Here is a 23,474-nt window from a genome sequence, read left to right on the forward strand (position 1 = left end):
CATGGCGCGGTACATCACGATTACCCTCGACAAGCGCGGCGTCTCCTGCCGCGCCCGGCTGCTCGACGACGAGGCCCCGCGGACCTGCAAAGCGGTCTGGGACGCGTTGCCGCAGAGCGGATCCGCCTACCACGCGAAGTACGCGCGCAACGAGGTCTACACGCTCGTGCCGCCGTTCGCGGAGCCCAAGCCGGGCCGGGAGAACCCGACGATCACGCCGATCCCCGGCGACGTCGTCTACTTCGGTTTCGAGGCCTGGGAAATCGGCAACCCGGCGTACGGCTACGACGAAGGCAGCGAGGCGCACAGCGACCAGGGCGCCACCGACCTGGCGATCTTCTACGGCCGCAACAACCTGCTGATCAACGGCGACGCGGGCTGGGTGCCCGGCAACGTGTTCGCCACCATCGAGGAGGGCCTGGCCGAGATGGCGGCGGCCGCGCAGGACCTGTGGCTGCGGGGGGTCGAAGGCGAAACGCTTTCGTTCGCACGCGCCTGAGGCGCCGGCTCACCCGAGCGCGTTCAACCGCTCGAAATCGGCGTCGGAGAGCGCGATTTCCGCGGCGGCGCAGTTCTCCTCCAGGTGCGCGGTCGACGACGTCCCCGGAATCGGGATGACGACCGGCGACCGGCGCAGCAGCCAGGCGAGGGACACCTGAGCCGGGGTCGCGCCGACACCGGCCGCGACCTCGGCGAGCACGCCGCCCGCCGTGGTGTGGCGACCGTTGGCGATCGGGAGCCACGGGACGAACGCGATCCCCTCCCGTTCGCAATAGCGGAGGACGTCTTCGGACGCGCGATCGGTCAGGTTGTAGCGGTTCTGGACGCTCGCGATCGGCGCGATGGCCCGCGCCTCGGCCAGCTGCGCAACGGTCACTTCGGACAGTCCGATCCGCGCGGCCTTGCCCTCGTCGCGCAGCCGGGCGAGCGCGCCGATCTGGTCGGCGAGCGGCACCTGCGGGTCGATCCGGTGCAGCTGCAGCAGCTCGAGGCGGTCGACGCGCAGGCGCCGCAGCGAAAGTTCCGCCTGCTGCCGCAGGTATTCGGGCCGGCCGAGCGGGACCCACTCGCCGCGGCTCGGGCGCGCGTGCCCGCACTTCGTCGCGACGAGCAGGCCGGGGTACGGGTGAAGCGCGTCGGCGAGCAGTTCCTCGTTCAGGCCCAGGTCGTAGGCGTCGGCGGTGTCGAAGAACGTCACGCCGAGCTCGGCCGCGCGGCGGGCGACGGCCTGGGCGCCGTCCTTCACGTGGTCCCACTCGGTCAGCCGCATGGCACCGAAACCCAAGCGGTGCACGGAAAGGCCGTCTTCGAAGGTGTACGTCGAGGTCATGCCGGAAGCTTCGCCGCCGCCGTGGTCACCCACCAGAGATTTAGCCTGAGCTAAATCCAAGACGGTCAGCCACACGAACATCGAAACCGCGTTGAAGGAAGCCCTTTCCATCTCCGGCGCGGTGGGAGCCGCCCTTGTCGACTACGAAAGCGGGATGGCGCTCGGGCCGCTGGGAGGCCCACCCCGACGCCAAGGCCGCGGCCAAGGCCCTCGACGAGATCCGCGACCAGGTCGACCGGGCCAACATCACCGGGCCGCTGGTGGCCAGCCGGGACGGCCTCCTGCCGGCCAGCGACACCCAGGAGATCGAAGACGACAGCGTGGCGGCCATGGCCGCCGCCTCCGTCGGCCTCGCCACGAGGTTCGTCGGGCAGGCCGGCCTCGGCGAGGCCCGCGGCGCGATGTTCCAGGGCTCGCTCGGCCACATCTGCGTCTTCCCCGTGCAGGGTCCCGTCCTGGTGGTCGTGTTCGCCCGGCCGGACACGACCATGGGCCTGTTCAACGTCGTCGCGAGGCAGGCGCCGGCCCTGCTCCAGGACGCGCTGACCACGGGGAACTGAGCCGCGGACGCGCTCAAGGGCAGGGCGCGCTGTCCTGGAAGCGGAAGGTGCAGACGGGGTTGGCGTCGACGGCGGTGATGTCGTCGATGGTGACGACGGCCAGCGGCCGGTCGGCCCCGTCGCGGCCGGCCCGGAAATCGATCCGGCCCGATACGCCCTTGAAGCAGGCGGCGCTCATCGAGTCGGAGCAGTCGAACTCGCGGAACTCCTGGGCGACCGTCGCCCGGTTCGGGGCGAGCTTGCCCGCCTCGGGGACCGCACGGAGCTTGTTGCGGTTCACGGCGGTGAGGTACAGCCCGGCCGCATCGTAGGCGGTCCCGACGCGCTCTCCGGTCCAGCGACGGTTACCGCCGTGCGCGGCGAGTTCCGCTCCGAAGGCCTGCCAGCCGGCCGGCCGGTCGTCCCGCGGCGAGTACAGCCCTCTCAGCCCGGCGCAGAAGATGGTCAGCGGCCGCTGACCGTCCGGGTCGCTGCCCGCGACGGCGGGCTTTCCCTCGGAGACGCAGGAACTGCCGGCGAGCACGACCCGGTTGGCCAGCGACACGTACCCGAGCGAAACGTTGGAGAACCGGTCGGACCGGCGGCTCTCACCCTGGGCGATGAACCGGGTCACGGCGTCGTCGCCGATGATCGTGGGCTTGCCGGTGGCCGGGCAGCCGTCGAGGACGTGGTTGAGGAAGTCGGTGAAGCCGGTCTCGCGGCCCGCGTAGAAGGCGATGTCGTCCGCGCGGCAGTCGACCTCCACCGTCGACGGGGTGCGCCACTGGCGCAAGCGGATCGACGATCGTCCGTGCGCGAGTTCGGCGAACCGGTCGTGCAACGTGCTGAGGTACTGGTCGGGTTCCTGGACGAGGTCGGGGTGGTAGACGGTCACCGTCCGCCCGGTGGCCGCGGCGTACTCGGCGACCAGCCGTGCCTGCGGGCGGTTGCCCGCGACCATCTGGAAGTACAGCGGTGACAGTGCGGGCAACGAGTCCCCGGTCAGCGTCGTGGCCACGATGGGGATGCCGAACGCCCCGAGCGCGCCGATGGCGCTCTCGGTCTGGGTGACACTCCGCCCACCGCCCACGACACCCATCACCGTCGGGTCCCGCTCGGCGAGCGGCGCGATGAACCGATCGACCGTGCGCCGCGCGTGCCGCATCTGGTAGCCGCCGTTGGCGACCACGATCCGCAGCAGCGGGTTCAGGGCGTCCTCGGTGGAGTTGCCCACCGTGTTGTACTGCGACTGCTGGATCAGCAGCCCGGTCACCTCCTCCGCCTCGGCGTCGTCGGTGCCTTCCCGGGTGTCGGGATGGGTCAATTCGGCGAAGTAGACCAGCGTGACGATCGAGCGGTCGGGATTGGTTTCGTGCAGGCGCTCCGCGATCTCGTTCTGCTCGAACACCGCCTCCTGGGCTTTGCGCAGCTTGCCCGTGCTGCCGAAGACGTAACCCCCGGCGCTCACCCCGACGCACTCCCCGGTCTCTGGCATGAGGACGGCGCCGGCCTCGGGGAACCCGGCGACCCCGCACGGGTCGGGGACGGGCTCCGGCAGCATCGCCATCGTGCTCGCGCCCGTCCCGGCCAGGAGCAGCAGCACCGCGGCGACCACGGCCGGTTTGCGGGCGAACCAGGGGATCTTCCTCGGCTCCCAGTGCCGGCCGCTGTCCGCGTCGTGCCAGGACGCCGGGTCTTCGCCGTCGAGCCGGATGACGAGGAACCGGGCGGCCGGCCGGAACTGCTGCCGTCGCCGTGGCAGGTACTTCTTCCAGTCGGCGACGTCCTCCTTGATCGTGCGCACCGAGCCGGGTTTGACGTCGAGGCTGTCCGGGAGGTCCGTCGCGGTCGCGATCACCAGCAGCGGGTCGTGCTCGCCGGTCTGGTTGCGCACGTCGTTGATCAGGTGCAGGAGCTCCCAGCCGCCGTTGACCTCGGTGATCCCGTGGAGGACGGCGGTGAGGTAGGCGGTACGCCGCCACCGGCGCAGCCACCAGGTGCGAGTGCCGTAGAACCGGCGCAGGTCCCGCAGGAAAGCGCGGACCAGGAGCAGTTTCAGCTGTTCGAGGTTCTCGTTCTCGCGGGCGTCGGTGGTGAGCCGCCGGGCGAACCCCAGGAAATCGGCGGAATGCTTGGGCACCATGAACCGCTGCCGCATCAGCCACCGCGGCTCACCGCCGCGAAGCCCCCGCAACCACAGCCACCGCCCGAACCGGGACAGCAGGCGCGGCATCAGCCGGGTCAGGTCGAGCGCCTTTTCCGGCGCCACCGCGCCCACCATGCGGCTGAGCAGTTCGGTGCCTTCGCCCTCGGGCGAGGTCGGGGCGTACCACTCGAGGAGCTTCGAGCGCAGCGGGGCCTGCTGGTTGCGTTCGAGCGTGGACTGGCGGTGCCGGGTCAGCCAGTCCACCAGGCGGAAGGTGTGGAACGGGATCTCCTTGCCCGCCCCGAACCGGTCCGAGCTCAGGTTCTTGACCAGGTGGTTGAGCAGCGGCAGCACGGGACGGCCGTCCCCGGCGTCGACGGTGATCAGGGCGGCGTCGACCGAGGCGGACGGGATCAGCCGCGACGGCACCCGGTCGAGCCCACGCGGATCCGGGTTGAGCCGGGCGGCCAGTGCCTCGGTCACGGCTTTGGTGGCCTCCGGCTCGCCGATCAGGCACAGCAACGGCAGCGCCTGCTCCCCGCGCAGGTCCCGGTGTTTCTCGGACCACCTCCAGCGCGGGCGGTCGATCAGCTCGCGCACTTCCCGCAACAGCGGGTCGAGACCATTCATGTTCCGCCCCTCCGGCTACTCGCGACCGTGCCTCCCAGCAAGGAGGATCACGGGCAGTGCGGAGTTCGTGACCGGCAATCGCGGGAGTCGTACCTGAAAAGAGCAAGAAAAAACGTGAAAACCCTTCATGGCGGCGTACCGCCGGTACGTACTACGCTGCGGTAACCACAGCGACGGCGCGGAGGAGAAACTGCCGATGGGCGACGTGGCAGCACGCCTGGCCGAGATCGTCGGGGAGAGAAACCTGCTGACGGGCGAGGCGATCTCGGAGGACTACGCGCACGACGAAGCGCTGACGGCGGAGCCGCAGAAGCCTGCGTACGTCGCGAAGCCGGCAACGGCCGAAGAAGTCGCGGAGCTGCTGAAGGCCGCTTCGGAGTATCACGTCCCCGTGACCGCCCGAGGCTCCGGCAGCGGGCTGTCCGGGGCGGCCCGGCCGCAGGCGGACGGCCTGCTGATCTCCTTCGAGCGGATGAACGCCGTCCTCGAAGTCGACACCGGGAATCACGTCGCCGTCGTCCAGCCCGGCGTGACCCTCGCCGAGCTCGACGCCAGGACCGCCGAGGCCGGGCTCGGCTACACCGTCTACCCCGGTGAGCTCAGCGCGAGCGTCGGCGGGAACGTCGGCACCAACGCCGGCGGCATGCGCGCGGTCAAGTACGGCGTCACCCGCAACAACGTGCTCGGCCTGCAGGCCGTGCTGCCGACCGGCGAGATCATCCGGACCGGCGGCAAGACGTCGAAGATCTCCACCGGCTACGACCTCACGCAGCTGATCATCGGCTCCGAGGGCACCCTCGCGCTGGCCACCGAGATCACCGTCAAGCTGCACCCGCGGCTGGCCCACGGCGCCACAGTGCTCGCCCCCTTCGGCGACTTCGGCCAGGTGATGGCCGCCGTGCCGGAGATCCTCTCCAGCGGGCTCGCGCCGCACATCCTCGAGTACATCGACAACCTGACGATGGCGGCCATCGTCTACAACGAGAAGCTCGAACTGGGTGTCCCGGACAAGATCCGCGAGACCAGCGAGGCGTACCTCGTGGTGGCGCTGGAAAACCGCGAGAGCGGCCGGCTCGAGGAGGACGTCGAAACCGTCGGCGAGCTGCTCGGCGAGCTGGGCGCCACCGACGTCTACGTTCTCGAAGGCAACGCTGCCCGCAAGCTCATCGAAGCCCGGGAGAAGGCGTTCTGGACCGCGAAGGCGGCCGGCGCCGACGACGTGATCGACGTCGTCGTGCCGCGGACCGCGATGCCGCAGTTCATCACCAAGGCCCGCGAGCTCGCGATGGCCGCCGGCGGCGGCGCGCTCGGCTGCGGGCACGCCGGCGACGGCAACGTCCACCTCGGCATCTTCTGCAAGGACGACGCCAAGCGGAAGCAGCTGCTCACCGACATCTTCGCGTACGCCATGGAACTCGGCGGCGCGATCTCCGGCGAGCACGGCCTCGGCCGCACCAAGGCGCATTACCACGCCGAACTCGAAGACCCGGCGAAGATCGAGCTGATGCGCCGGATCAAGCAGAGCTTCGACCCCGCCGGGATCCTCAACCCCGGCGTTCTCTTCCCCGAAGGAAAAGCATGAGCGAGCTGAACGGCGCCCAGTCCCTGATCCGCACGCTGGTCGACGCCGGCGTCGAGGTGTGCTTCGCCAACCCGGGCACGTCCGAGATGCACTTCGTCGCCGCCCTCGACACCGTCCCGGAGATGCGGGGCGTGCTGGCGCTGTTCGAAGGCGTCGTCACCGGCGCGGCGGACGGGTACGCGCGGATCGCGGACAAGCCCGCCGCGACGCTCCTGCACCTCGGCCCCGGCCTGGGCAACGGCCTGGCGAACCTGCACAACGCGCGCCGCGCGCACACGCCGATCGTCAACGTCGTCGGCGACCACGCGACCTACCACAAGCAGTACGACGCCCCGCTGGAGTCGGACATCGAGGCCGTCGCCGGCTCGCTGGAAGGCTGGGTGCGCCGCTCCGAGCACACGAAGGACGTCGGGGCCGACGCCGCCGCCACGGTCGCGGCGGCCCAGGACGCGCCCGGCCGGGTCGCCACGCTGATCCTGCCCGCGGACGCTTCGTGGGGCGAAGGCGGCGAGACCTGCGCGCCGATCCCGCCGCGCGTGCCGCAGGCCGTCGACGCGACGACCGTCAAGGACGTCGCCGCGGTGTTCGGTACCGGGGAGCCGGTGGCGCTGCTCGTCGGCGGGAGCGCGTGCCGCGAGGAAGGCCTGCGCGCGGCCAGCCGCATCGGCGCCGCGACCGGTGCCAAGGTGTTCGTCGAAACGTTCCCGGCGCGCCTGGAGCGCGGCGCCGGGCTGCCGTCGATCGAGCGGCTGGGCTACCTCGCCGAGCAGGTCGCCTACCAGCTCGACGGGATCAAGCACGTCGTCGTCGCGGGCACCAAGGCGCCGGTGTCGTTCTTCGCCTACCCGGGCAAGGCGAGCGACCTGGTCCCCGAAGGCGCCCAGGTGCACACGCTCGCGTCGGTCGCGCAGGACGTCACGCGCGCGCTGAACGAAGTCGCCGACCTGGTCGCCGCGGACACCGAGCCCGTGCTGGCGCCGGAATCGCGGCCGGCTCTGCCGAGCGGGCCGCTGACACCGCAGAATTGGGTCGAGGTGATCGGGGCGCTGCTGCCGGAGAACGCGATCATCGCCGACGAGGCCAACACGTCCGGCCTGATGCTGCCGATGGCGACGGCCGGCGCGCCGCGCCACGACGTCCTGACGCTGACCGGCGGCGCGATCGGCTACGGCATGCCGGTGGCGACCGGGGCGGCCGTCGCGGCGCCGGACCGGCCGGTGCTGAACCTGCAGTCCGACGGCAGTGCGCTGTACACGATCTCGGCGCTGTGGACGCAGGCGCGGGAAAACCTGAACGTCACGACCGTGCTGCTCAACAACCGCGCGTACGCCATCCTGCGCCTGGAACTGCAGCGCGTCGGCGCGGCCTCGGGCGGCCCGAAGGCGAACGACCTGCTCGATCTTTCCCGGCCGGACATGGACTTCGTGAAGATCGCGGAGGGCATGGGCGTTCCCGCGTCGCGCGCCACCACCGCCGAAGAGCTCGCCGAGCAGCTCCAGCGGGCCTTCGCCGAGCCCGGCCCGCACCTCATCGACGCCGTGGTGCCGCCGCTGCTCTAGGACCGGACTATCCTCCCGTGACACTTCTCGAACCCGGGAGCGGCGGATGAGCGAAGACGAACACGCGAAGCGGGGTATCGACCTCGAAAGACCGAACGCCGCGCGCGTGTACGACTACATGATCGGCGGCAAGCTCAACTACGCCGTCGACCGCGTCTTCGCCGACCGGATCCTCAGTGTGCTGCCGAACGCCCGGCACATGGCGCTGACCAACCGGGCGTGGCTGCGCCGCGCCGTGCGGTTCGGGGCGGAGCAGGGCGTCCGGCAGTTCCTCGACATCGGCTCGGGGATGCCGACGGTCGGCCACGTGCACGAGGTCGTCCAGGCGATCGACCCGGCGTCGCGGGTGGTCTACGTCGACAACGAGCCGATCGCGGTCGCGCACAGCGAAATCGTGCTGGAGGGCAACGAGAACGCGGCCATGGTCCAGGCCGACGCCGAGTACCCGGGCGAAGTGCTGGAGCACCCGGTCACCGAGGCACTGCTGGACTTCACCGAGCCGGTGATGGTGATCATGGCGGCGTTCGTGCACTTCATCCCGGACTCGCGAGACCCGGCCGGGCTGATCGGCGCCTACCGCGACGTCCTCGCGCCGGGCAGCTACCTCGCGCTGTCGTCGGGCACGTGGGAGGGGCAGGGCGAGGAGTCCCAGCGCTCGGTCGCGCTGTACGAGAAGAGCGGCACGCCCCTGACGCTGCGGTCGCCGGACGAGCTGCGGGCGCTGGTGAAGGGCTTCGAGATCCTGCCGCCGGGGATCGTGTTCACCCCGGAATGGCGTCCGGACGGGCCGCTCGAAGACCCGCCGGAGCAGTCGGGCGGCCTCGCGCTGGTGGCCCGCAAGGAGCGCTGATGACCGACGGGCACGCGTCCCGCGGGATCGACTTCGACAAGCCGAACGCCGCCCGGGTGTACGACTTCCTGATCGGCGGCAAGCTCAACTACGCGATCGACCGGGAGTTCGCCGAGCGGATCCTCCAGGTGCGGCCGGAGGCCAGGGAACTGGCCGTGCTCAACCGGCAGTGGCTGCGCCGCGCCGTGCGCTTCGGCGCTGCGCAGGGAATCCGCCAGTTCCTGGACATCGGCTCGGGCATGCCGACGGTCGGCCACGTGCACGAGGTCGTCCAGGCGATCGACCCGGCGTCGCGGGTGGTCTACGTCGACAACGAGCCGATCGCGGTCGCGCACAGCGAGATCGTCCTGCAGGGCAACGCCAACGCGGAGATGGTGCAGGCGGACGCGGAAATCCCGGCGGACGTCCTCGAGCACCCGGCGACCGAGCGGCTGCTGGACTTCACAGAGCCGGTGATGCTGATCATGGCGGCGTTCATCCACTTCATCCCGGACTCCCGGAACCCGGCGGGGTTGATCGCGGCCTACCGGGACGCGCTCGTCCCGGGCAGTTACCTGGCGTTGTCGTCGGGCACGTTCGAGGGGCAGGGCGAAGAGGTCCGGCGCGCGGCGGAGCTGTACCGGCAGAGCGGAACCGACGTCGTCGCGCGCTCGAAGGAGGAGCTGCGCGCACTGGTGGCGGGATTCGAAGTCCTGCCGCCGGGGATCGTGTTCACGCCGGAGTGGCGTCCGGACGATCCGGCCGAAGTCGGCGAGCATCCGGAGCTGGCCAGCCAGCTGGCCCTGGTGGCCCGCAAGAACTGAGCGGCTATTCTCGCTGCACACCTGACTCCGGGGAGCGGCGGATGAGCGAAGACGAGTACGCGCGGCGGGGCATCGACCTCGACAAGCCCAACGCCGCGCGCGTGTACGACTACATCCTCGGCGGCCAGCTCAACTACGCCGTCGACCGGATGTTCGCCGAACAGGTGCTGGCCGCCCAGCCGAACGCGCGCGAGCGGGCGCGGCTCAACCGCCAGTGGCTGCGCCGCGCCATCCGGTTCGGCATGGACCAGGGCATCCGGCAGTTCCTCGACATCGGCTCCGGCATGCCGACCGTCGGGCACGTGCACGAGGTCGCCCAGGCCGTCGACGCCAATGCGCGCGTCGTCTACGTCGACAACGAGCCGGTGGCCGTGGCGCACAGCGAGATCGTGCTTGAGGACAACGAGAACGCGGCCATGGTGCACGCCGACGCCGAGTTCCCCGACGACGTCCTCGAACACGACATCACCGAGATGATGCTGGACCTGGACCAGCCGGTGATGGTGGTGATGGCGCTGTTCGTGCACTTCATCCCGGACGAGCGCAACCCGGCCGGCCTGATCGCCGCCTACCGCGACGCGCTCGCGCCCGGCAGCTACCTCGCCCTGTCGTCCGCCACCTACGAGCAGCAGAGCGACGACACCGCCCGCGCGGTCGCGATGTACCAGAAGAGCGCGAACCCGGTGACACCGCGTTCGGCCGACGAGCTCCGCGCCCTGGTCGACGGCTTCGAGATCGTCGACCCGGGCATCGTGTTCATCCCCGAGTGGCGGCCCGACGACCCCGCGGAAATGCCGCCGAACCCGGCAGAGTGCGGCGGCCTGGCCTTGGTGGCGCGCAAGAACTAGGCGGCGACCAGCTCCGGCGCGGTCCGCGTCCGCGGGACCAGCGCCGCCAGCAGCGCCCCCGCGAGCGCGGCGAACGCGGCCACCGCGAACGTCGCGCGGAAGCCGAACAGGGACGGCACCGGCAGGCCGCCGACGCTGATCGTGAGCTGGGCCAGCATCGCCGCCATCACCGCGCTGGAGATCGCCGTGCCGACCGAGCGCATCAGGGAGTTCAGGCCGTTCGCCGACGCGGTTTCGGTGACCGGCACCGACCCCATGATCAGCGCGGGCATCGCCGCGTACGCGATGCCGACGCCGGCCCCGATGATCACCGACGCCGTGATCAGCTCGGCCGCGTTGTCCATCAGCACGATCGCGAACGCGTACCCGGCGGCGATCACCAGCGCGCCGCTGATCAGCGTCGGGCGCGGGCCGAACCGGGCGATGAGCCGCGCCGAAACCGGCGAGAGCAGCATCATCACCAGGCCGTTCGGGGCCAGCGTGAGGCCGGATTCGACCATGGTCTGGCCGAGCCCGTAGCCGGTCGACGCCGGCGCCTGCAGCAGCTGCGGGAACGACAACGCCATGGCGTACAGGGCGAAGCCGACCATGATCGACGCGAGGTTCGTGAACAGCACGGGGCGGCGAGCGGAGACCCGCAGGTCGACCAGCGGGTCGCGGCGGCGCAGCTGGTAGGCGCCCCAGCCGAGCAGGACGACGACGGCGGCCCCGGCCAGCCCGAGCGTCGGCGCGCTGGTCCAGCCCCACGTGCCGCCCTTGACCACCGGCAGCAGCAGGCAGAGGAGCCCGGCGGCCAGTCCGAACGCGCCGAAGTAGTCGAACGGCGCGGGCGTCCGCAGCGGCGACTCGGGCACCACGGTGAGGATGAGCAGCGCGCAGGCCAGCCCGAGCCCGGCGGCGGTCCAGAAGAGCACGTGCCAGTCGGCGTTCTCGGCGACGACGGCCGCGACCGGCAGCCCGATCGCGCCGCCGACGCCCAGCGTCGCGCTCATCAGCGAGATGGCGCCGCCGACGCGTTCGGGCGGGAGTTCGTCGCGCATGATGCTGATGCCGAGCGGGATCACGCCCATCGCGCAGCCCTGCAGCCCGCGGCCGAGAATCTGGAACGCGAGCGCGCTGGTCGTCGCGGACACGACCGAGCCGGCGATGAGCAGGGCGAGGCTGACGAGGATCATCCGCCGCTTGCCGTAGAGGTCGCCGAGCCGTCCGCTGACCGGCGTGATGACGGACGCGGCCAGCAGCGTCACCGTGACCACCCAGGACGCGTCGGCCGCCGGGACGTGCAGCAGCCGCGGGAAGACCGGGATCAGCGGCACGACCAGCGTCTGCATGAACGACGCGACGAGCCCGCACGAGGCGAGCACCACGACGATCGCGCCACTCGACGACGCGGAACGGGACACCGCCACACCCCCAGTGGGTACTTAGTACGCATCATGCAACTTCGTGCACTGTACCCATGGGGTGACGGGTTTCCGTCCGAGTGGCGGGTTCGTCACAGCCAGGTGCGGACACCTCCGTGGCCGGAGCAGGTCCCCGAGCGGTGCTGGCTGTAGCTGTAGGTGCCGTCCTTGCAGAGGGCCGTGGCGCCCGCGGGGTTGTCGCTGGGCCGGTGGACGCAGTTGCCGTCCGAGTTCCGGTAATAGTCGGCCCCGCATTCGGCCGGTTTGGGCGCGGCCTGCGCGGTGGTCTTCGGCGCGGCCTGCGCGGTGGTCTTCGGCGCTGAGGGCTTCGCCGTGGTCGGCGCCACCTTCGGCGCGGCGGCCTGCGGTGTCGTCGGCACGCTGGTGGCGCTCGGCGCTTCGGAAGTCGCGGGCGGCGCCTCGGTCGTGACCGGAACGGAATACGCGGGCGCCGAAGAGGTCGATGCCGGAGCGTCCACGACACCGAGGTGCCCGGTGTTCTGCGGCGACACCGCGCCGGTGCCACAGCCCGCGACCAGCACACCCGCGGCGAAGACCCACGCCAGTTTCTTGTTCACCGAGACTCCTTAGCGCCACGAAACAATGCCGCGTAGTCGGCGCGCAGCCACCCGTTGTTACAAGCGCGGCGGCTTAGACTCCGGTGCATGTCCTGGTTACGGCGGTACGCGGCCGAGGTGACGGTCGTCGTCGCGGTGCTCGTCGGCTCGCTGTTCACCGTCCTCAACGACGGCGCCAAGCCCGCTCACCACGCCGCCATCGGCTGGGTCCTCACCCTCCTCGCCTGCGCCGCCGTCTTCTTCCGGCGCCGCTACCCGCTGAGCGTCGCCGCGCTCACGCTGGTCTGCTGCGCGCTCTACTACCCCCTCACCGATCCCGACGGGCTCGTCCTGCTGGCCTTCGCCTACGCGCTCTACAACGCCGCCGCGGCCGGGCGGATCCGCGGGGCCGCGTTGCTCGTCGTCGCGGCGATGGCCGGAGTCACCGCCGGCGAGATCGGCTCGCGGACCGGACGGCACGTCGACAACTTCGCGTTCTTCCTGATGACCGGCTGGTTCGTCGCCCTGGTCGCCGGCGGCGCCGTCGCGCACTACCGCGCCGAGGCCGAGCGCACCAAGGAGGCCGAAGCCCGGGCGCGCGCCACCGACGAGCGCCTGCGCATCGCCCGCGAGCTGCACGACGTCCTCGGCCACCACCTCGCGCTGATCAACGTCCAGGCCGGCGCCGCGCTGCACCGGCGTGACCCCGGACAGGCCGAGGAGGCACTCGGGGCGATCAAAGACGCCAGCAAGACCGCACTCCAGGAGTTGCGCGCGACGCTCGGCATGCTCCGCGAGACCGGGCTGCCGTCGCTGTCGAGGGTCGCGGAGCTGGCCGAATCGGTCGGCGCGTCCGGGCTGACCGTGCGCACCGAGATCGACGGCGTCGCCCGTGACCTGCCGCCGGACGTCGAGCACGCCGCGTTCCGGGTGGTGCAGGAGGCGCTGACGAACGTCGCCAAGCACGCCGGCGCGAAGACCGTCGTCGTCCGGCTCGGTTACGGCGCCGACGCACTGTCCGTCCAGGTCGACGACGACGGCCGCGGCGGCCCGGCCCCGGCGGGCAACGGGATCCGCGGGATGGCCGAACGCGCACGGGCGCTGGGCGGCGAACTGACCGCGGCGCCGCGCGAAGACGGCGGTTACCGCGTGCAGGCGCGGCTGCCGGTGCGATGATGGGCCGATGATCCGGGTCCTGCTCGTCGACGACCAGCGGCTGGTCCGCGCCGGCTTCCGGTCCATTTTGGACGGCGAAGACGACATTACCGTCGTGGCCGAGGCCGCCGACGGGCGGGAGGCGCTGCAGGCCGCGCACGACCACCACCCCGACGTCGTGCTGATGGACATCCGGATGCCGGTGCTCGATGGCCTCGCCGCCACCCGGCACCTCCTCGAAGACCCCGGCGTGCGGACCAAGGTCGTCATCCTCACCACGTTCGACCTCGACGAAGACGTCTACGGCGCGCTGCGGGCGGGCGCGAGCGGGTTCCTGGTCAAGGACACCGAGCCCGAGGAGCTGATCCACGCCGTGCGCGTGGTCGCCCGCGGTGACGCGCTGCTGGCGCCGTCGATCACCCGGCGGCTGATCGCGGAGTTCGCCGCCCGCGGCACCCGCCCGGCGCCGTCCCCGGCGCTCGACCGGCTCACCGACCGCGAACGCGAAGTGCTGTCCCTGGTCGCCGCCGGGCTGTCGAACGACGACATCGCCCGCGAGCTCACCCTCAGCCCGGCGACGGCGAAAACGCACGTCAGCCGCATCATGACCAAGACCGGCACGCACGACCGGGCGCAGCTGGTCGTCCTCGCCTACGAGTCCGGCGCGGTGACGCCGAGGTGGCTGGCGCCCTGACCCGTACTCCCCCGGGTGTACGGGAACGGCCTTAAGGGACACCGCCGGGAGCACGCGAAGTGTCCTCCGCTGCGCGACGCGCGGTAGGGCCCCGCTCGCGAATCCTTGTCCACCATGGACACCATCACTCGTACGACCGGGGGCGGCCTGGCGCGGCTGGCCGGCTGGGCACAGCGCCACCGGTGGCTCGCCGTCGCGCTCTGGGGCCTGGTCCTCATCGGCGTCACGGTCACTTCGCAGCTGGCCGGCAGCGCGTTCCACGACGACAACTCGTTGCCCGGCACCGAATCCCAGCAGGTCGTGGACCTGCTCGAGAACTCCGCGCAATCCGGCGCGAGCGCACAGATCGTGCTGAAGGCCGACAGCGGGCTCGCCGCGAACCGCGCGCCGATCGACGCCATGCTCGGCGAGGTCCGGTCCCTGCCGCACGTGCGGTCGGTGTCCGAGACGACGCTCTCGCCCGACGGACGGATCGGTTACGTCACCGTCACTTTCGATGCCGCTTCGACCGAACTGCCCTACGACGACATCGTCAAGTTCGCCGACACCGCGAAGCGGGCCGGGCCGGTCGAGGTCGGGCTCGCCGGGGACCCGATCGAGCGGATTTCCGGCGGGGGTGGTCCGGCGGAAGGCGTCGGCCTGCTCGCCGCGCTGGTCATCCTCGTGTTCCTGTTCCGCTCGCTGCTCGCGGCCGGGTTGCCGGTCATCACCGCGGTGTTCGCCGTCGGCAGCACGCTCGGCGTGATCACGGTCGTCTCGCACTTCGTCGACATCGCGAGCTACACCGCGCCGCTGATGATGCTGGTCGGGTTCGGCGTCGGCGTCGACTACGCGCTGCTGATCTTTTCCCGCTACCGCACCGAAATCCTCGCCGGCCACGGCCGTGACGCGGCGGCTCGCCGGGCGCTCGACACGGCAGGACGCTCGGTGCTGTTCGCCGGGACGACCGTGATCATCGCGCTGCTCGGCCTGCTCGCGCTCGGGCTCGGCGGGCTGCGCGGGGTGGCGCTGTCCGTCGCGCTCACGGTGCTGATGACGATGGTCGCGTCCGTCACGCTCATGCCCGCGCTGCTGTCGCTGTTCGGCAGGCGGCTCGAGCGCGGGATCCGCCGGCACGCGCTCCGGCGCGAACACGGCAAGGCGTGGCGCCGCCTCGCCGACGGCGTCCAACGCCGTCCCGTGGCCCCGCTGGCCATCGGCCTGATCGTCCTCATCGGACTGTCCATTCCGGCCGCGGGGATGCGGCTCGGGTTCGCCGACGCGAGCGCCGACCCGGCCGGTTCCACCACGCGCAAGGCCTACGACCTGCTGGCCGAGGGCTTCGGCCCGGGCTTCACCGGGCCGCTCGCGGTGGTGGCCGAGGACGGCAACCCCCTTGCGCTGCAGCAGAAACTGGCGTCGACGCCGGGGATCGCCCGCGCACTGCCGCCGGTGGGCCGCACGGTGCTCGCGTTCCCGGCGACGTCACCCCAGGACGAGGCCACGGCAGAGCTGGTGACGCGGCTGCGCACCGAGGTCCTGCCGACGTTGCCGGGCCACTACCTCGTCGGCGGTTCGGTGGCGGCCGCGACGGACTTCGCGGATGCCGTCGCGGACCGGCTGCCGCTGTTCGTGCTGGTCGTGGTCGGGTTGTCGGCGTTGCTGCTGATGGTGGTGTTCCGGTCGGCGCTGATCCCGCTCAAGGCGGCGCTGCTCAACCTGCTGAGCATCGGCGCCTCCCTCGGCGTCATGACCCTGGTGTTCGGCGACGGCTGGTTCGGCGCCCAGCCGGGCCCGATCGAGGCGTTCGTCCCGGTGATGATCTTCGCGATCGTCTTCGGGCTGTCGATGGACTACGAGGTGTTCCTGGTGTCGCGGATGCACGAGGAGTGGCGCCGCACGGGCGACGCGCAGCTGGCGGTGCGCGAAGGCCTGGCCTCGACGGGCGCGGTGATCACCGCGGCGGGCGCGATCATGGTCCTGGTGTTCGGCGCGTTCCTGCTGGACCCGTCCCGCATGCTGGCCCAGTTCGGCTTGGGCCTGGCGGTCGCGGTGCTGCTGGACGCGCTGGTGATCCGCTGCCTGGTGGTTCCGGCGATCATGCGGCTGCTCGGGGCGAGGGCGTGGTGGCTGCCGCGGTGGCTGGACCGCCGGTTGCCGCACTTCGCGCTGGAGCCCTGAGCCGATGTACCGTCGGCAGTCCTTCACGGACAGGGGAACCGGATGATCGCACGCACCTGGCGGGGCTGGGCGCCCGCCGCGACGGCCAACGACTACCAGCGGCACTACGAGACCGAAGTGGCGGAGCACCTGCGGGACCTACCGGGTTTTCGCGGGGCCCGGCTGCTGCGCCGGACGGAGGGCGAAGAGGTCGAGTTCACCTCGATCACGTTCTTCACCGACCTCGACGCCGTACGCGGCTTCGCCGGAGACAGCTACGAAGAAGCGCGCGTCGAAGAAGCCGGGCGGCGGGCGCTGAGCCGCTGGGACGACCGCGTGCAGCACGCGGAAGTCGCCGTCGCCCTGTGACGGAAACGGGCCGTCCCCCGCGCGGGGAACGGCCCGTTTTCGTCAGCGCTTATTCGTAGATCTCGCCCTTGGCGGCCTTCTCCACGAGCGAAGCAGGCGGCTCGAAGTGGTCGCCGTACCGGGCCGCGAGCTCGCGGGCCCGGTCGACGAAGCCCTGCAGGCCACCCTCGTACTGGTTGATGTACTGGATGACGCCACCGGTCCACGCCGGGAAGCCGATGCCGAAGATCGAGCCGATGTTGGCGTCGGCCACCGACGTCAGCACGCCCTCGTCGAAGCACTTCACCGTTTCGAGCGCCTCGGCGAACAGCATCCGCTCCTTGAGGTCCTCGAACGGCACCTCGGCCGAGCCCGACTTGAACGCGTCCCGCAGGCCCGGCCACAGGCCGACACGCTTGCCTTCGGCGTCGTACTCGTAGAAGCCCGCGCCCGTCGAACGGCCCTTGCGGTCGAACTCCTCGACCATCCGGTCGATCACGGCCTCCGACGCGTGCGCCTTCCAGGTGCCGCCGGCCGCCTCGATGGCTTCCTTCGTCTCCTTGCGGATCTTGCGCGGCAGGGTCAGCGTCAGCTCGTCCATCAGCTGCAGCGGCGGCGCCGGGTAGCCGGCCTGCGAACCCGCCTGCTCGATCGACGCCGGCTCGACGCCCTCGCCCAGCGCGGCGACGGCCTCGTTGATGAACGTGCCGATCACGCGGGAGGTGAAGAAGCCGCGGCTGTCGTTGACGACGATCGGGGTCTTCTTGATCTGCAGCGTGTAGTCGAAGACCTTGGCCAGCGTCGCCGGTGACGTCTTCTCGCCGCAGATGATCTCGACCAGCGGCATCTTGTCCACCGGCGAGAAGAAGTGGATCCCGATGAAGTCCTCGGTCCGCTGCACGCCCTCGGCGAGGGTGGTGATCGGCAGCGTCGAGGTGTTGGAGCCCAGCACCGCGTCGGCGTTGACGATGCTCTCGATCTCGCCGAACACCTTGTGCTTCAGCTCGACGCTCTCGAACACGGCCTCGATCACGAAGTCCACGCCCGCGAAGTCGGCCGGGTCGCCGGTCGGCTTGATCTTCGCCAGCAGCGCGTCCGACTTCTCCTGCGTGGTCTTGCCGCGCGAGAGGGCCTTCTGCTCGAGCTTCTCCGCGTACCCCTTGCCCTTCTCGGCCGCCTCGAGCGAGACGTCCTTGAGGACGACGTCGATGCCCGCCTTCGCCGAGACGTACGCGATCGCGGCGCCCATCATGCCCGCGCCGAGTACGCCGACCTTCTTGGCCGTGTACTTCTCGAAGCCGTCCGGCCGCGAGCCGCCCGAGTTGATGGTCTGCAGGTCGAAGAAGAACGCCTTCGTCATGTTCTTCGAGACCTGGCCGGTGGCGAGGTGGATGAAGTAGCGCGTCTCGATCTGGATGGCGGTGTCGAAGTCGACCTGCGCGCCCTCGATCGCGGCGGCCAGGATCGCCCGCGGCGCGGGCATGTTCGCGCCCTTGATCTGCTTGCGCAGGTTGGCCGGGAACGCCGGGAGGTTGGCCGCGAAGCTCGGGTTCGACGGGGTGCCGCCGGGGATCTTGTAGCCCTTGACGTCCCAGGGCTGGACGCCGCCCTCGGGGTTCGCCTTGATCCACGCCTTCGCGGCGGGGACGAGCTCCTCGACCGTGCCGACCAGCTCGTGGACCAGGCCCAGCTCGAGCGCCTTGGCCGGGCGGTGCCGCTGGCCCTGGAGCAGGACGTTCAGCAGCGCGCTCTGGATGCCGAGCAGGCGCACGGTGCGCACGACGCCACCGCCGCCGGGCAGCAGGCCCAGTGTCACCTCGGGCAGGCCGATCTGGCTGCCCTTGACGTCGGCGGCGATGCGGTGGTGCGTCGCCAGCGCGATCTCCAGGCCACCGCCGAGCGCGGCGCCGTTGATCGCCGCGACGACCGGCTTGCCGAGCTGCTCGATGCGGCGCATCTGCCCCTTCATCAGGGTGCTGCCCTCGGTCAGCTCGACCGCGTGCTCGGGCTTGGCCTGGATGAGGTCGTTCAGGTCGCCGCCGGCGAAGAACGTCTTCTTGGCGGACGTGAGGACGACGCCGGTGATGTTGTCCTTCTCCGCTTCGAGGCGGTCGACGGTGACGCCGAGCGACTCGCGGAAGTCGGCGTTCATCGTGTTCGCCGACTGGTTCGGGTCGTCGAGGGTCAGGGTGACGATGCCGTCTTCGTCCTGTTCCCAGCGGATGGTCTTGCTTTCAGGCATTTGGAGTCCTCACACCCGCTCGATGATGGTCGCGACGCCCATGCCGCCGCCGATGCACAGGGTCACCAGGGCGCGGCGCGCCTGGCGGCGTTCCAGCTCGTCGACCACGGTGCCGACCAGCATCGCGCCGGTGGCGCCGAGCGGGTGGCCCATGGCGATCGCGCCGCCGTTGACATTGACCTTCTCCTCGTCGAGGTGCAGGTCCTTGATCCACTTGAGCACGACGGAGGCGAACGCCTCGTTGAGCTCCCACAGGTCGATGTCCTCGGGCTTGAGGCCCGCGGCCTTCAGCACCTTCTGGGTGGCCGGGGTCGGCCCGGTGAGCATGATCGTCGGCTCGGAGCCGATCGACGCGGTCGCCACGATCCGGGCGCGCGGGGTCAGCCCGAAGGTCTTGCCGACCTGCTCGGAGCCGACCAGCACCAGCGCGGCGCCGTCGACGATGCCGGAGGAGTTGCCGCCGGTGTGGACGTGGTTGATCTTCTCGACCGAGTGGTACTTCTGCAGCGCGACGGCGTCGAAGCCGCCCAGCTCGCCGATGCCGGCGAAGGCGGGCTTGAGCTTGCCGAGGCCCTCGACGGTGGAGCCGGGGCGGCGGTGCTCGTCGTGGTCCAGGACGGTGACGCCGTTGATGTCCTTGACCGGCACGACGGACTTGGCGAAGTAGCCGCCGGACCAGGCCGCCTCGGCGCGGTCCTGCGAGCGGACGGCCCAGCGGTCGACGTCCTCGCGGGAGAAGCCCTCGATGGTCGCGATCAGGTCGGCGCCGGTGCCCTGCGGGACGATGTAGTTGTCGTACGCGGTGGCCGGGTCCATGAACAGCGCGCCGCCGTCGGAGCCCATCGGCACGCGCGACATCGACTCGACACCGCCGGCGATGATCAGGTTGTCCCAGCCGGAGCGCACCTTCTGCGCGGCGGTGTTGGTGGCCTCGAGCCCGGAGGCGCAGAAGCGGTTGAGCTGCACGCCGGCGACGGTCTCGGGCAGGCCCGCGTTGAGAGCGGCGGTGCGCGCGATGACGGCGCCCTGCTCCCCGACGGGCGAGACGACGCCGAGCACGATGTCGTCGATCGCGGCGGGGTCGAGGTTCGGGTGGCGGACCTTCAGTTCGTTGATCAGGCCGACCACCAGGTCGACCGGCTTGGTGCCGTGCAGGGCACCGCCCTTGTTCTTGCCGCGAGGCGTGCGGATCGCCTCGTAGATGTAGGCCTCGCTACTCACTGAACAACTCCTCGCGAGCGGGATCGGACGTCGTCGTGCCGTGGCCGATGATACCGGCCAGTAGGGCTAATGGCCATTAACATATCTCCGGATAACCCCATGGTGTCAATGGCTTGCAGCTGTGCCATGAGCCGCTATCGTTCACTCACCATGACCGAACGCAGCTCCCGTCCCCGCGACCGCAAGGCCCAGCTGGCCGCGGTAGCCGCGGAGCTGTTCCGCGCCCGGGGCTTCCCCGGGGTATCGATCAAGGACATAGCGGACGCGGCGGGCGTAACAGGGCCGGCGCTGTACAGGCACTTCGCGGACAAGCAGGCAATCCTGGCGTACGTGGTCCTGAGCGGCTTCGAGGAGATGGAGACGGCGACGGCGGAGGCCCTGTCGGACGCGGTTCCCCCTGCTGACCAGCTGGAACTGCTGCTGGGCCTGTTGGCGACCCAGGCGGTCGAGCGCCGCGAAATCGCGGCGTTGTGGCGCTGGGAGGGAGGTCATCTCCCGAAGGAGGACCAGCGCGAGATCGCCCGCAGGTCGCTGTTGACACTGGCGGCCTGGTCGAAGGCCCTCCAGGCCCGCCGCCCGGAGCTGCCGGCGGAGGACGCGGAGCTCCTCTGCTGGGCGGCGCTGTCGGTGTTCGGCAGCGTGTCGGTCCACCACACGTCAGTGACCCGCCGCCGCTTCGCTCAGTTACTGGTCGAGCTGGCCCTGGATGTGCTGAACACCACACTGCCTTCGCCGTCCGCACCCCCACCTTCGGCGGCCGTGAGCCTGGGAACACCGTCCCGCCGCGAGCAGGTCCTGGCGGCGGCAACGACGTTGTTCGCCCAGCGAGGCTTCCACGACGTGAGCATGGAGGACATCGGAGCGGCGGCGGGCATAGCGGGGCCCAGCGTCTACCGCCACTTCCCCAGCAAGGCGGCATTGATGGTGGCCATCGGCCACCGAGCGGCAGACCGCCTAGCCCTGGCCGCGGAGCGCGCCCTGCAGGCGTCCGACGAGCGCTCAGCCCTCCGCCGCTTGGCGGCTTCCTACGTCCACACGATCCTGCACACGCCGGAACTCCTGGTTTCGTTCTCGGCAGACCGGGTGACCATGCCGGACCGCGACAAGGTGGACCTGCTGAGGGTCCAGCGGGATTACGTGGCCCAGTGGGTGACGCTGCTGTCAGCGGTCCGGCCTTCGCTGCCCCCGCGCGAAGCGAAAATCACGGTCCACGCGGCGCTGACCATCGCGAACGACCTGGCCCGCACCCGCCGGGTGGCGTCGAGGCCGAACTTCGAAGCGGAACTGACGACGCTGCTGCACACGGCTCTCGGCGTCGCCTGATCAGCGCACCACGCCGGTCCCTGTCGCAACCGCGGGAAATGCGGGACACTGAAACCGGGCCGACGGGGGTCCGTTCTCCCTGAGAGAGGGGAAATCGTGACGCAGCTACCGCGCTCGAGCACGGAACCGCAAATCGAGTCCGAACTCCTCGACGTAAACGGCATCCCACTGGCCAAGTTGCGCACTTTGGACCACGGCGGATTGCGGAAGGCGTTACGACATGCGGTCGAACGCGTCGCCTATATTCCGGTCACCGCCAGTGGCAGCGCCGGCGTGAAGCGAGTCGACTGACGCATGGTCCTCCCAGCGGACGACTCGACCCCAGCGCTGAGCCCGCACCGTCTGTCGTGGTCGGATTTCGATGCCCTCGCCCGAGGCCGGAGTGAGCCGGCCCTCGTCCGGCACCTGCGTGACGCCGAGCGGAGCAGAAGACTGCTGCTCATGCGTGCGTTGATTGACGAAACTACGAAATCGGCCGACCTGTTGGACCCGCTCCCGTCTCCGGAATCGGCTTGGGAACTGCTTGCCCGGGCCCAGCACGCGGATCCTGCCGCGGTGGAGCGGATTCTCGACCATCCTTACACCGGTACCTGGGTCGGCTACACAACCCGTTTGTACCGCCAGGACGTGTCCGGCGTGTGCCCTCTGTGGGTCCACGTCGGGCACGTGCACTGCCTCGCCGCCGCCGCGGCAATCCGGGCCGGCATCCGATTCGAGATACAGGTACCGGTCTGGTCCGGAACCGTTTCCCTGCCCACCCTCGGCGTGGCCGAACTGGGCACCGGGCGGCAGTTTTCGGTCGCCGTGGCGCGCGGACACGACGGCGTCGTGGAACTCGGTGATGGGAACTCCTGGGTTCGAACCGCCGACGACGATCGCCGCTGGCACCCTTTGCGCAGTGCGGTGTCGTGGGCGCAAGACCGGTGCTTCCCGGTTCGGCTCGACGATGCCGATCCTTATCGCGGTCTCTACGAACCCCAGCTGCCGCACCGGCTCACCGCCCTCGAAGTGGAGTCGTGGCGGACAGCCCTGGAACAAGCGTGGACGCTGCTCGTCACCCATGTCCCAGCGGTCGCGGAGACGTTGCCGGAAAGCCTCGAATCCATCGTCCCGGCTCCCGCTGTCCCGTTCCGGCTGCCCAGCGCGTCGACGGGCGAAGCTTTCGGCAGTGCGATCATCTCGTACTCCGAAGACCCCGCAGCACTGGCGGAAGCGCTCGTGCACGAGGTGCACCACATCCGCCTCGGTGGTCTGCAACACCTCACGCACCTGCACGAGGACGACGCGCGAGAGCGGTTTTATGCGCCGTGGCGCGACGACCCGCGTCCGATCGGCGGCGTGATCCACGGCATCTACGCGTTCTTCGGGGTAACGGCCTTCTGGCGCGCCCTGGCTCGCGATGAGCCGGAGAATCCGCGCGCGTGCTTCGAATTCGCGCTGTGGCGGACCCAGACATGGCGCACCCTCCAAGCGGTCAGCGGCGACGACGTCCTCACCACCGCCGGGCGCCGGTTCCTGCGCGGGATCGCAGCGGAGCTGGCCCCCTGGCAGGACGACCCCATCGCGGCGGAAGCTCGGAAGTGGGCGAACCACGCCATGGCCGACCACTACGTCGGCTGGCGCCTCCGCCACCTGCGCCCGGCTCCGGAAACGGTCGCGGAACTCGTCGGGGCGTGGCGCGCCGGCCGCCGGTGGACGGGGCACATCCCGGCGGACCGGCAGCCGACGCCGGTGCCCGACGGCACGTGGCCGGACGCCAGGCTGGACCTCATCCGGCTGCGCATGAGGGAGAACGGGGCTTCCACGCTGTCCTCGGACGGCTCGGCCGTCCCCGGCGCGACGCCGGCCGACATCGCCTTCGTGGGAGGACGTCTTCAAGAAGCGATCGACGGCTACCGGGCCGAACTGGTGGCCGATCCGGACAACTCGGCCGCACTCGCCGGACTCGCCGTCGCCCTTTCGTCGTGGACGACCGGACCGGCATCACGCGCGCTGATGCACCACCCGGAGCTGGTCCGGGCGGTGCATCGCGAGCTCCGCTCTGACAGCGACGCTTCCTTGGAAGCGGTCGCCGGCTGGTTGGGCCGGTCCGTCCACTGACCCCG

Annotated in this window: 20 protein-coding genes; 14 read left to right on the plus strand and 6 right to left on the minus strand. The window is 70.6% G+C overall.

The features are described 5' to 3' along the window. Position 1 precedes the first annotated feature (1 nt). On the plus strand, positions 2–499 hold the full coding sequence (locus tag ACFPLC_RS05700; RefSeq protein WP_003079597.1) for a DUF3830 family protein: 498 nt from the start codon (positions 2–4) through the stop codon (positions 497–499). 9 nt (positions 500–508) lie between these two features. On the opposite strand, the gene ACFPLC_RS05705 is transcribed toward ACFPLC_RS05700, so the two are convergent. After that, positions 509–1,330 carry an aldo/keto reductase gene (locus ACFPLC_RS05705; RefSeq protein WP_378188872.1) on the minus strand — a complete coding sequence of 274 codons (822 nt, stop codon included), beginning with the start codon at positions 1,328–1,330 and terminating at the stop codon, positions 509–511. Positions 1,331–1,464: 134 nt separating this feature from the next. Here ACFPLC_RS05705 and ACFPLC_RS05710 point away from each other — a divergent pair, with 134 nt between their 5' ends. Beyond that, a complete protein-coding gene (locus ACFPLC_RS05710) occupies positions 1,465–1,890 on the plus strand; it encodes a roadblock/LC7 domain-containing protein (RefSeq protein ID WP_378188874.1) in 426 nt (141 codons plus the stop codon). Positions 1,891–1,903: 13 nt separating this feature from the next. Here the strand turns inward: ACFPLC_RS05710 and ACFPLC_RS05715 are convergent, their stop codons facing one another. Next, the gene (locus tag ACFPLC_RS05715; RefSeq protein ID WP_378188875.1) at positions 1,904–4,645 is read right to left on the minus strand and encodes a type 1 periplasmic-binding domain-containing protein; all 2,742 of its coding nucleotides are present in this window, start codon (positions 4,643–4,645) and stop codon (positions 1,904–1,906) included. Positions 4,646–4,841: 196 nt separating this feature from the next. On the opposite strand from ACFPLC_RS05715, the gene ACFPLC_RS05720 reads away from it, so the two are divergent. Genes ACFPLC_RS05720 through ACFPLC_RS05740 form a run of 5 tightly spaced genes read left to right on the plus strand, consistent with a single transcriptional unit; the run spans position 4,842 to position 10,287 of the window. Continuing rightward, positions 4,842–6,227: an FAD-binding oxidoreductase gene (locus tag ACFPLC_RS05720; protein WP_378188877.1), complete on the plus strand. Its 1,386-nt coding sequence runs from the start codon at positions 4,842–4,844 to the stop codon at positions 6,225–6,227. Next, a complete protein-coding gene (locus tag ACFPLC_RS05725; protein ID WP_378188878.1) occupies positions 6,224–7,786 on the plus strand; it encodes an acetolactate synthase large subunit in 1,563 nt (520 codons plus the stop codon). Before ACFPLC_RS05720 ends, ACFPLC_RS05725 begins: the two co-directional genes overlap by 4 nt. 46 nt (positions 7,787–7,832) lie before the next feature. Beyond that, positions 7,833–8,636, plus strand: coding sequence for an SAM-dependent methyltransferase (locus ACFPLC_RS05730; protein WP_378188879.1), 804 nt, complete (start codon positions 7,833–7,835; stop codon positions 8,634–8,636). After that, positions 8,636–9,439 carry an SAM-dependent methyltransferase gene (locus ACFPLC_RS05735; protein ID WP_378188881.1) on the plus strand — a complete coding sequence of 268 codons (804 nt, stop codon included), beginning with the start codon at positions 8,636–8,638 and terminating at the stop codon, positions 9,437–9,439. Before ACFPLC_RS05730 ends, ACFPLC_RS05735 begins: the two co-directional genes overlap by 1 nt. A gap of 41 nt (positions 9,440–9,480) precedes the next feature. Further along, positions 9,481–10,287, plus strand: a complete 807-nt coding sequence (locus ACFPLC_RS05740; protein ID WP_378188883.1) for an SAM-dependent methyltransferase — start codon at positions 9,481–9,483, stop codon at positions 10,285–10,287. On the opposite strand, the gene ACFPLC_RS05745 is transcribed toward ACFPLC_RS05740, so the two are convergent. Then, entirely contained in the window at positions 10,284–11,696 is a 1,413-nt protein-coding gene (locus ACFPLC_RS05745) for an MFS transporter (RefSeq protein WP_378188885.1), read from the minus strand. The genes ACFPLC_RS05740 and ACFPLC_RS05745 overlap by 4 nt on opposite strands. An 86-nt stretch (positions 11,697–11,782) precedes the next feature. Continuing rightward, on the minus strand, positions 11,783–12,268 hold the full coding sequence (locus tag ACFPLC_RS05750) for a DUF3761 domain-containing protein (protein WP_378188887.1): 486 nt from the start codon (positions 12,266–12,268) through the stop codon (positions 11,783–11,785). An 87-nt stretch (positions 12,269–12,355) separates the two neighbouring features. Between ACFPLC_RS05750 and ACFPLC_RS05755 the strand changes: the two genes are divergently transcribed. From ACFPLC_RS05755 to ACFPLC_RS05770, 4 genes are all read left to right on the plus strand, one after another. Further along, positions 12,356–13,423: a sensor histidine kinase gene (locus tag ACFPLC_RS05755; protein ID WP_378188888.1), complete on the plus strand. Its 1,068-nt coding sequence runs from the start codon at positions 12,356–12,358 to the stop codon at positions 13,421–13,423. 7 nt (positions 13,424–13,430) lie between these two features. Further along, entirely contained in the window at positions 13,431–14,096 is a 666-nt protein-coding gene (locus ACFPLC_RS05760; protein ID WP_378188889.1) for a response regulator, read from the plus strand. A gap of 114 nt (positions 14,097–14,210) precedes the next feature. Then, a complete protein-coding gene (locus tag ACFPLC_RS05765) occupies positions 14,211–16,256 on the plus strand; it encodes an MMPL family transporter (RefSeq protein WP_378188890.1) in 2,046 nt (681 codons plus the stop codon). A gap of 42 nt (positions 16,257–16,298) precedes the next feature. Further along, positions 16,299–16,604 (plus strand): antibiotic biosynthesis monooxygenase family protein, encoded by a 306-nt coding sequence (locus tag ACFPLC_RS05770; RefSeq protein ID WP_378188891.1) that lies wholly within the window; start codon positions 16,299–16,301, stop codon positions 16,602–16,604. A 49-nt stretch (positions 16,605–16,653) separates the two neighbouring features. On the opposite strand, the gene ACFPLC_RS05775 is transcribed toward ACFPLC_RS05770, so the two are convergent. Together ACFPLC_RS05775 and ACFPLC_RS05780 are read right to left on the minus strand one after the other, a co-directional pair. Beyond that, complete coding sequence (locus ACFPLC_RS05775) at positions 16,654–18,825, minus strand: 3-hydroxyacyl-CoA dehydrogenase NAD-binding domain-containing protein (protein WP_378188893.1); 2,172 nt, start codon at positions 18,823–18,825, stop codon at positions 16,654–16,656. Positions 18,826–18,834: 9 nt separating this feature from the next. Continuing rightward, entirely contained in the window at positions 18,835–20,046 is a 1,212-nt protein-coding gene (locus tag ACFPLC_RS05780; protein WP_378188894.1) for an acetyl-CoA C-acetyltransferase, read from the minus strand. Positions 20,047–20,196: 150 nt separating this feature from the next. Between ACFPLC_RS05780 and ACFPLC_RS05785 the strand changes: the two genes are divergently transcribed. The 3 genes from ACFPLC_RS05785 to ACFPLC_RS05795 all read left to right on the plus strand — a co-directional run bounded on the left by ACFPLC_RS05785 (position 20,197) and on the right by ACFPLC_RS05795 (position 23,469). Beyond that, positions 20,197–21,369, plus strand: coding sequence for a TetR/AcrR family transcriptional regulator (locus ACFPLC_RS05785; RefSeq protein ID WP_378188896.1), 1,173 nt, complete (start codon positions 20,197–20,199; stop codon positions 21,367–21,369). A gap of 96 nt (positions 21,370–21,465) precedes the next feature. Continuing rightward, positions 21,466–21,660, plus strand: a complete 195-nt coding sequence (locus ACFPLC_RS05790; protein ID WP_378188897.1) for a hypothetical protein — start codon at positions 21,466–21,468, stop codon at positions 21,658–21,660. 3 nt (positions 21,661–21,663) lie between these two features. After that, positions 21,664–23,469, plus strand: coding sequence for an HEXXH motif domain-containing protein (locus tag ACFPLC_RS05795; RefSeq protein WP_378235722.1), 1,806 nt, complete (start codon positions 21,664–21,666; stop codon positions 23,467–23,469). The last annotated feature ends 5 nt before the right edge of the window (positions 23,470–23,474 follow it).

It is taken from the genome of Amycolatopsis plumensis, from assembly GCF_042652605.1.
Taxonomy (GTDB): Bacteria; Actinomycetota; Actinomycetes; order Mycobacteriales; family Pseudonocardiaceae; genus Amycolatopsis; species Amycolatopsis plumensis.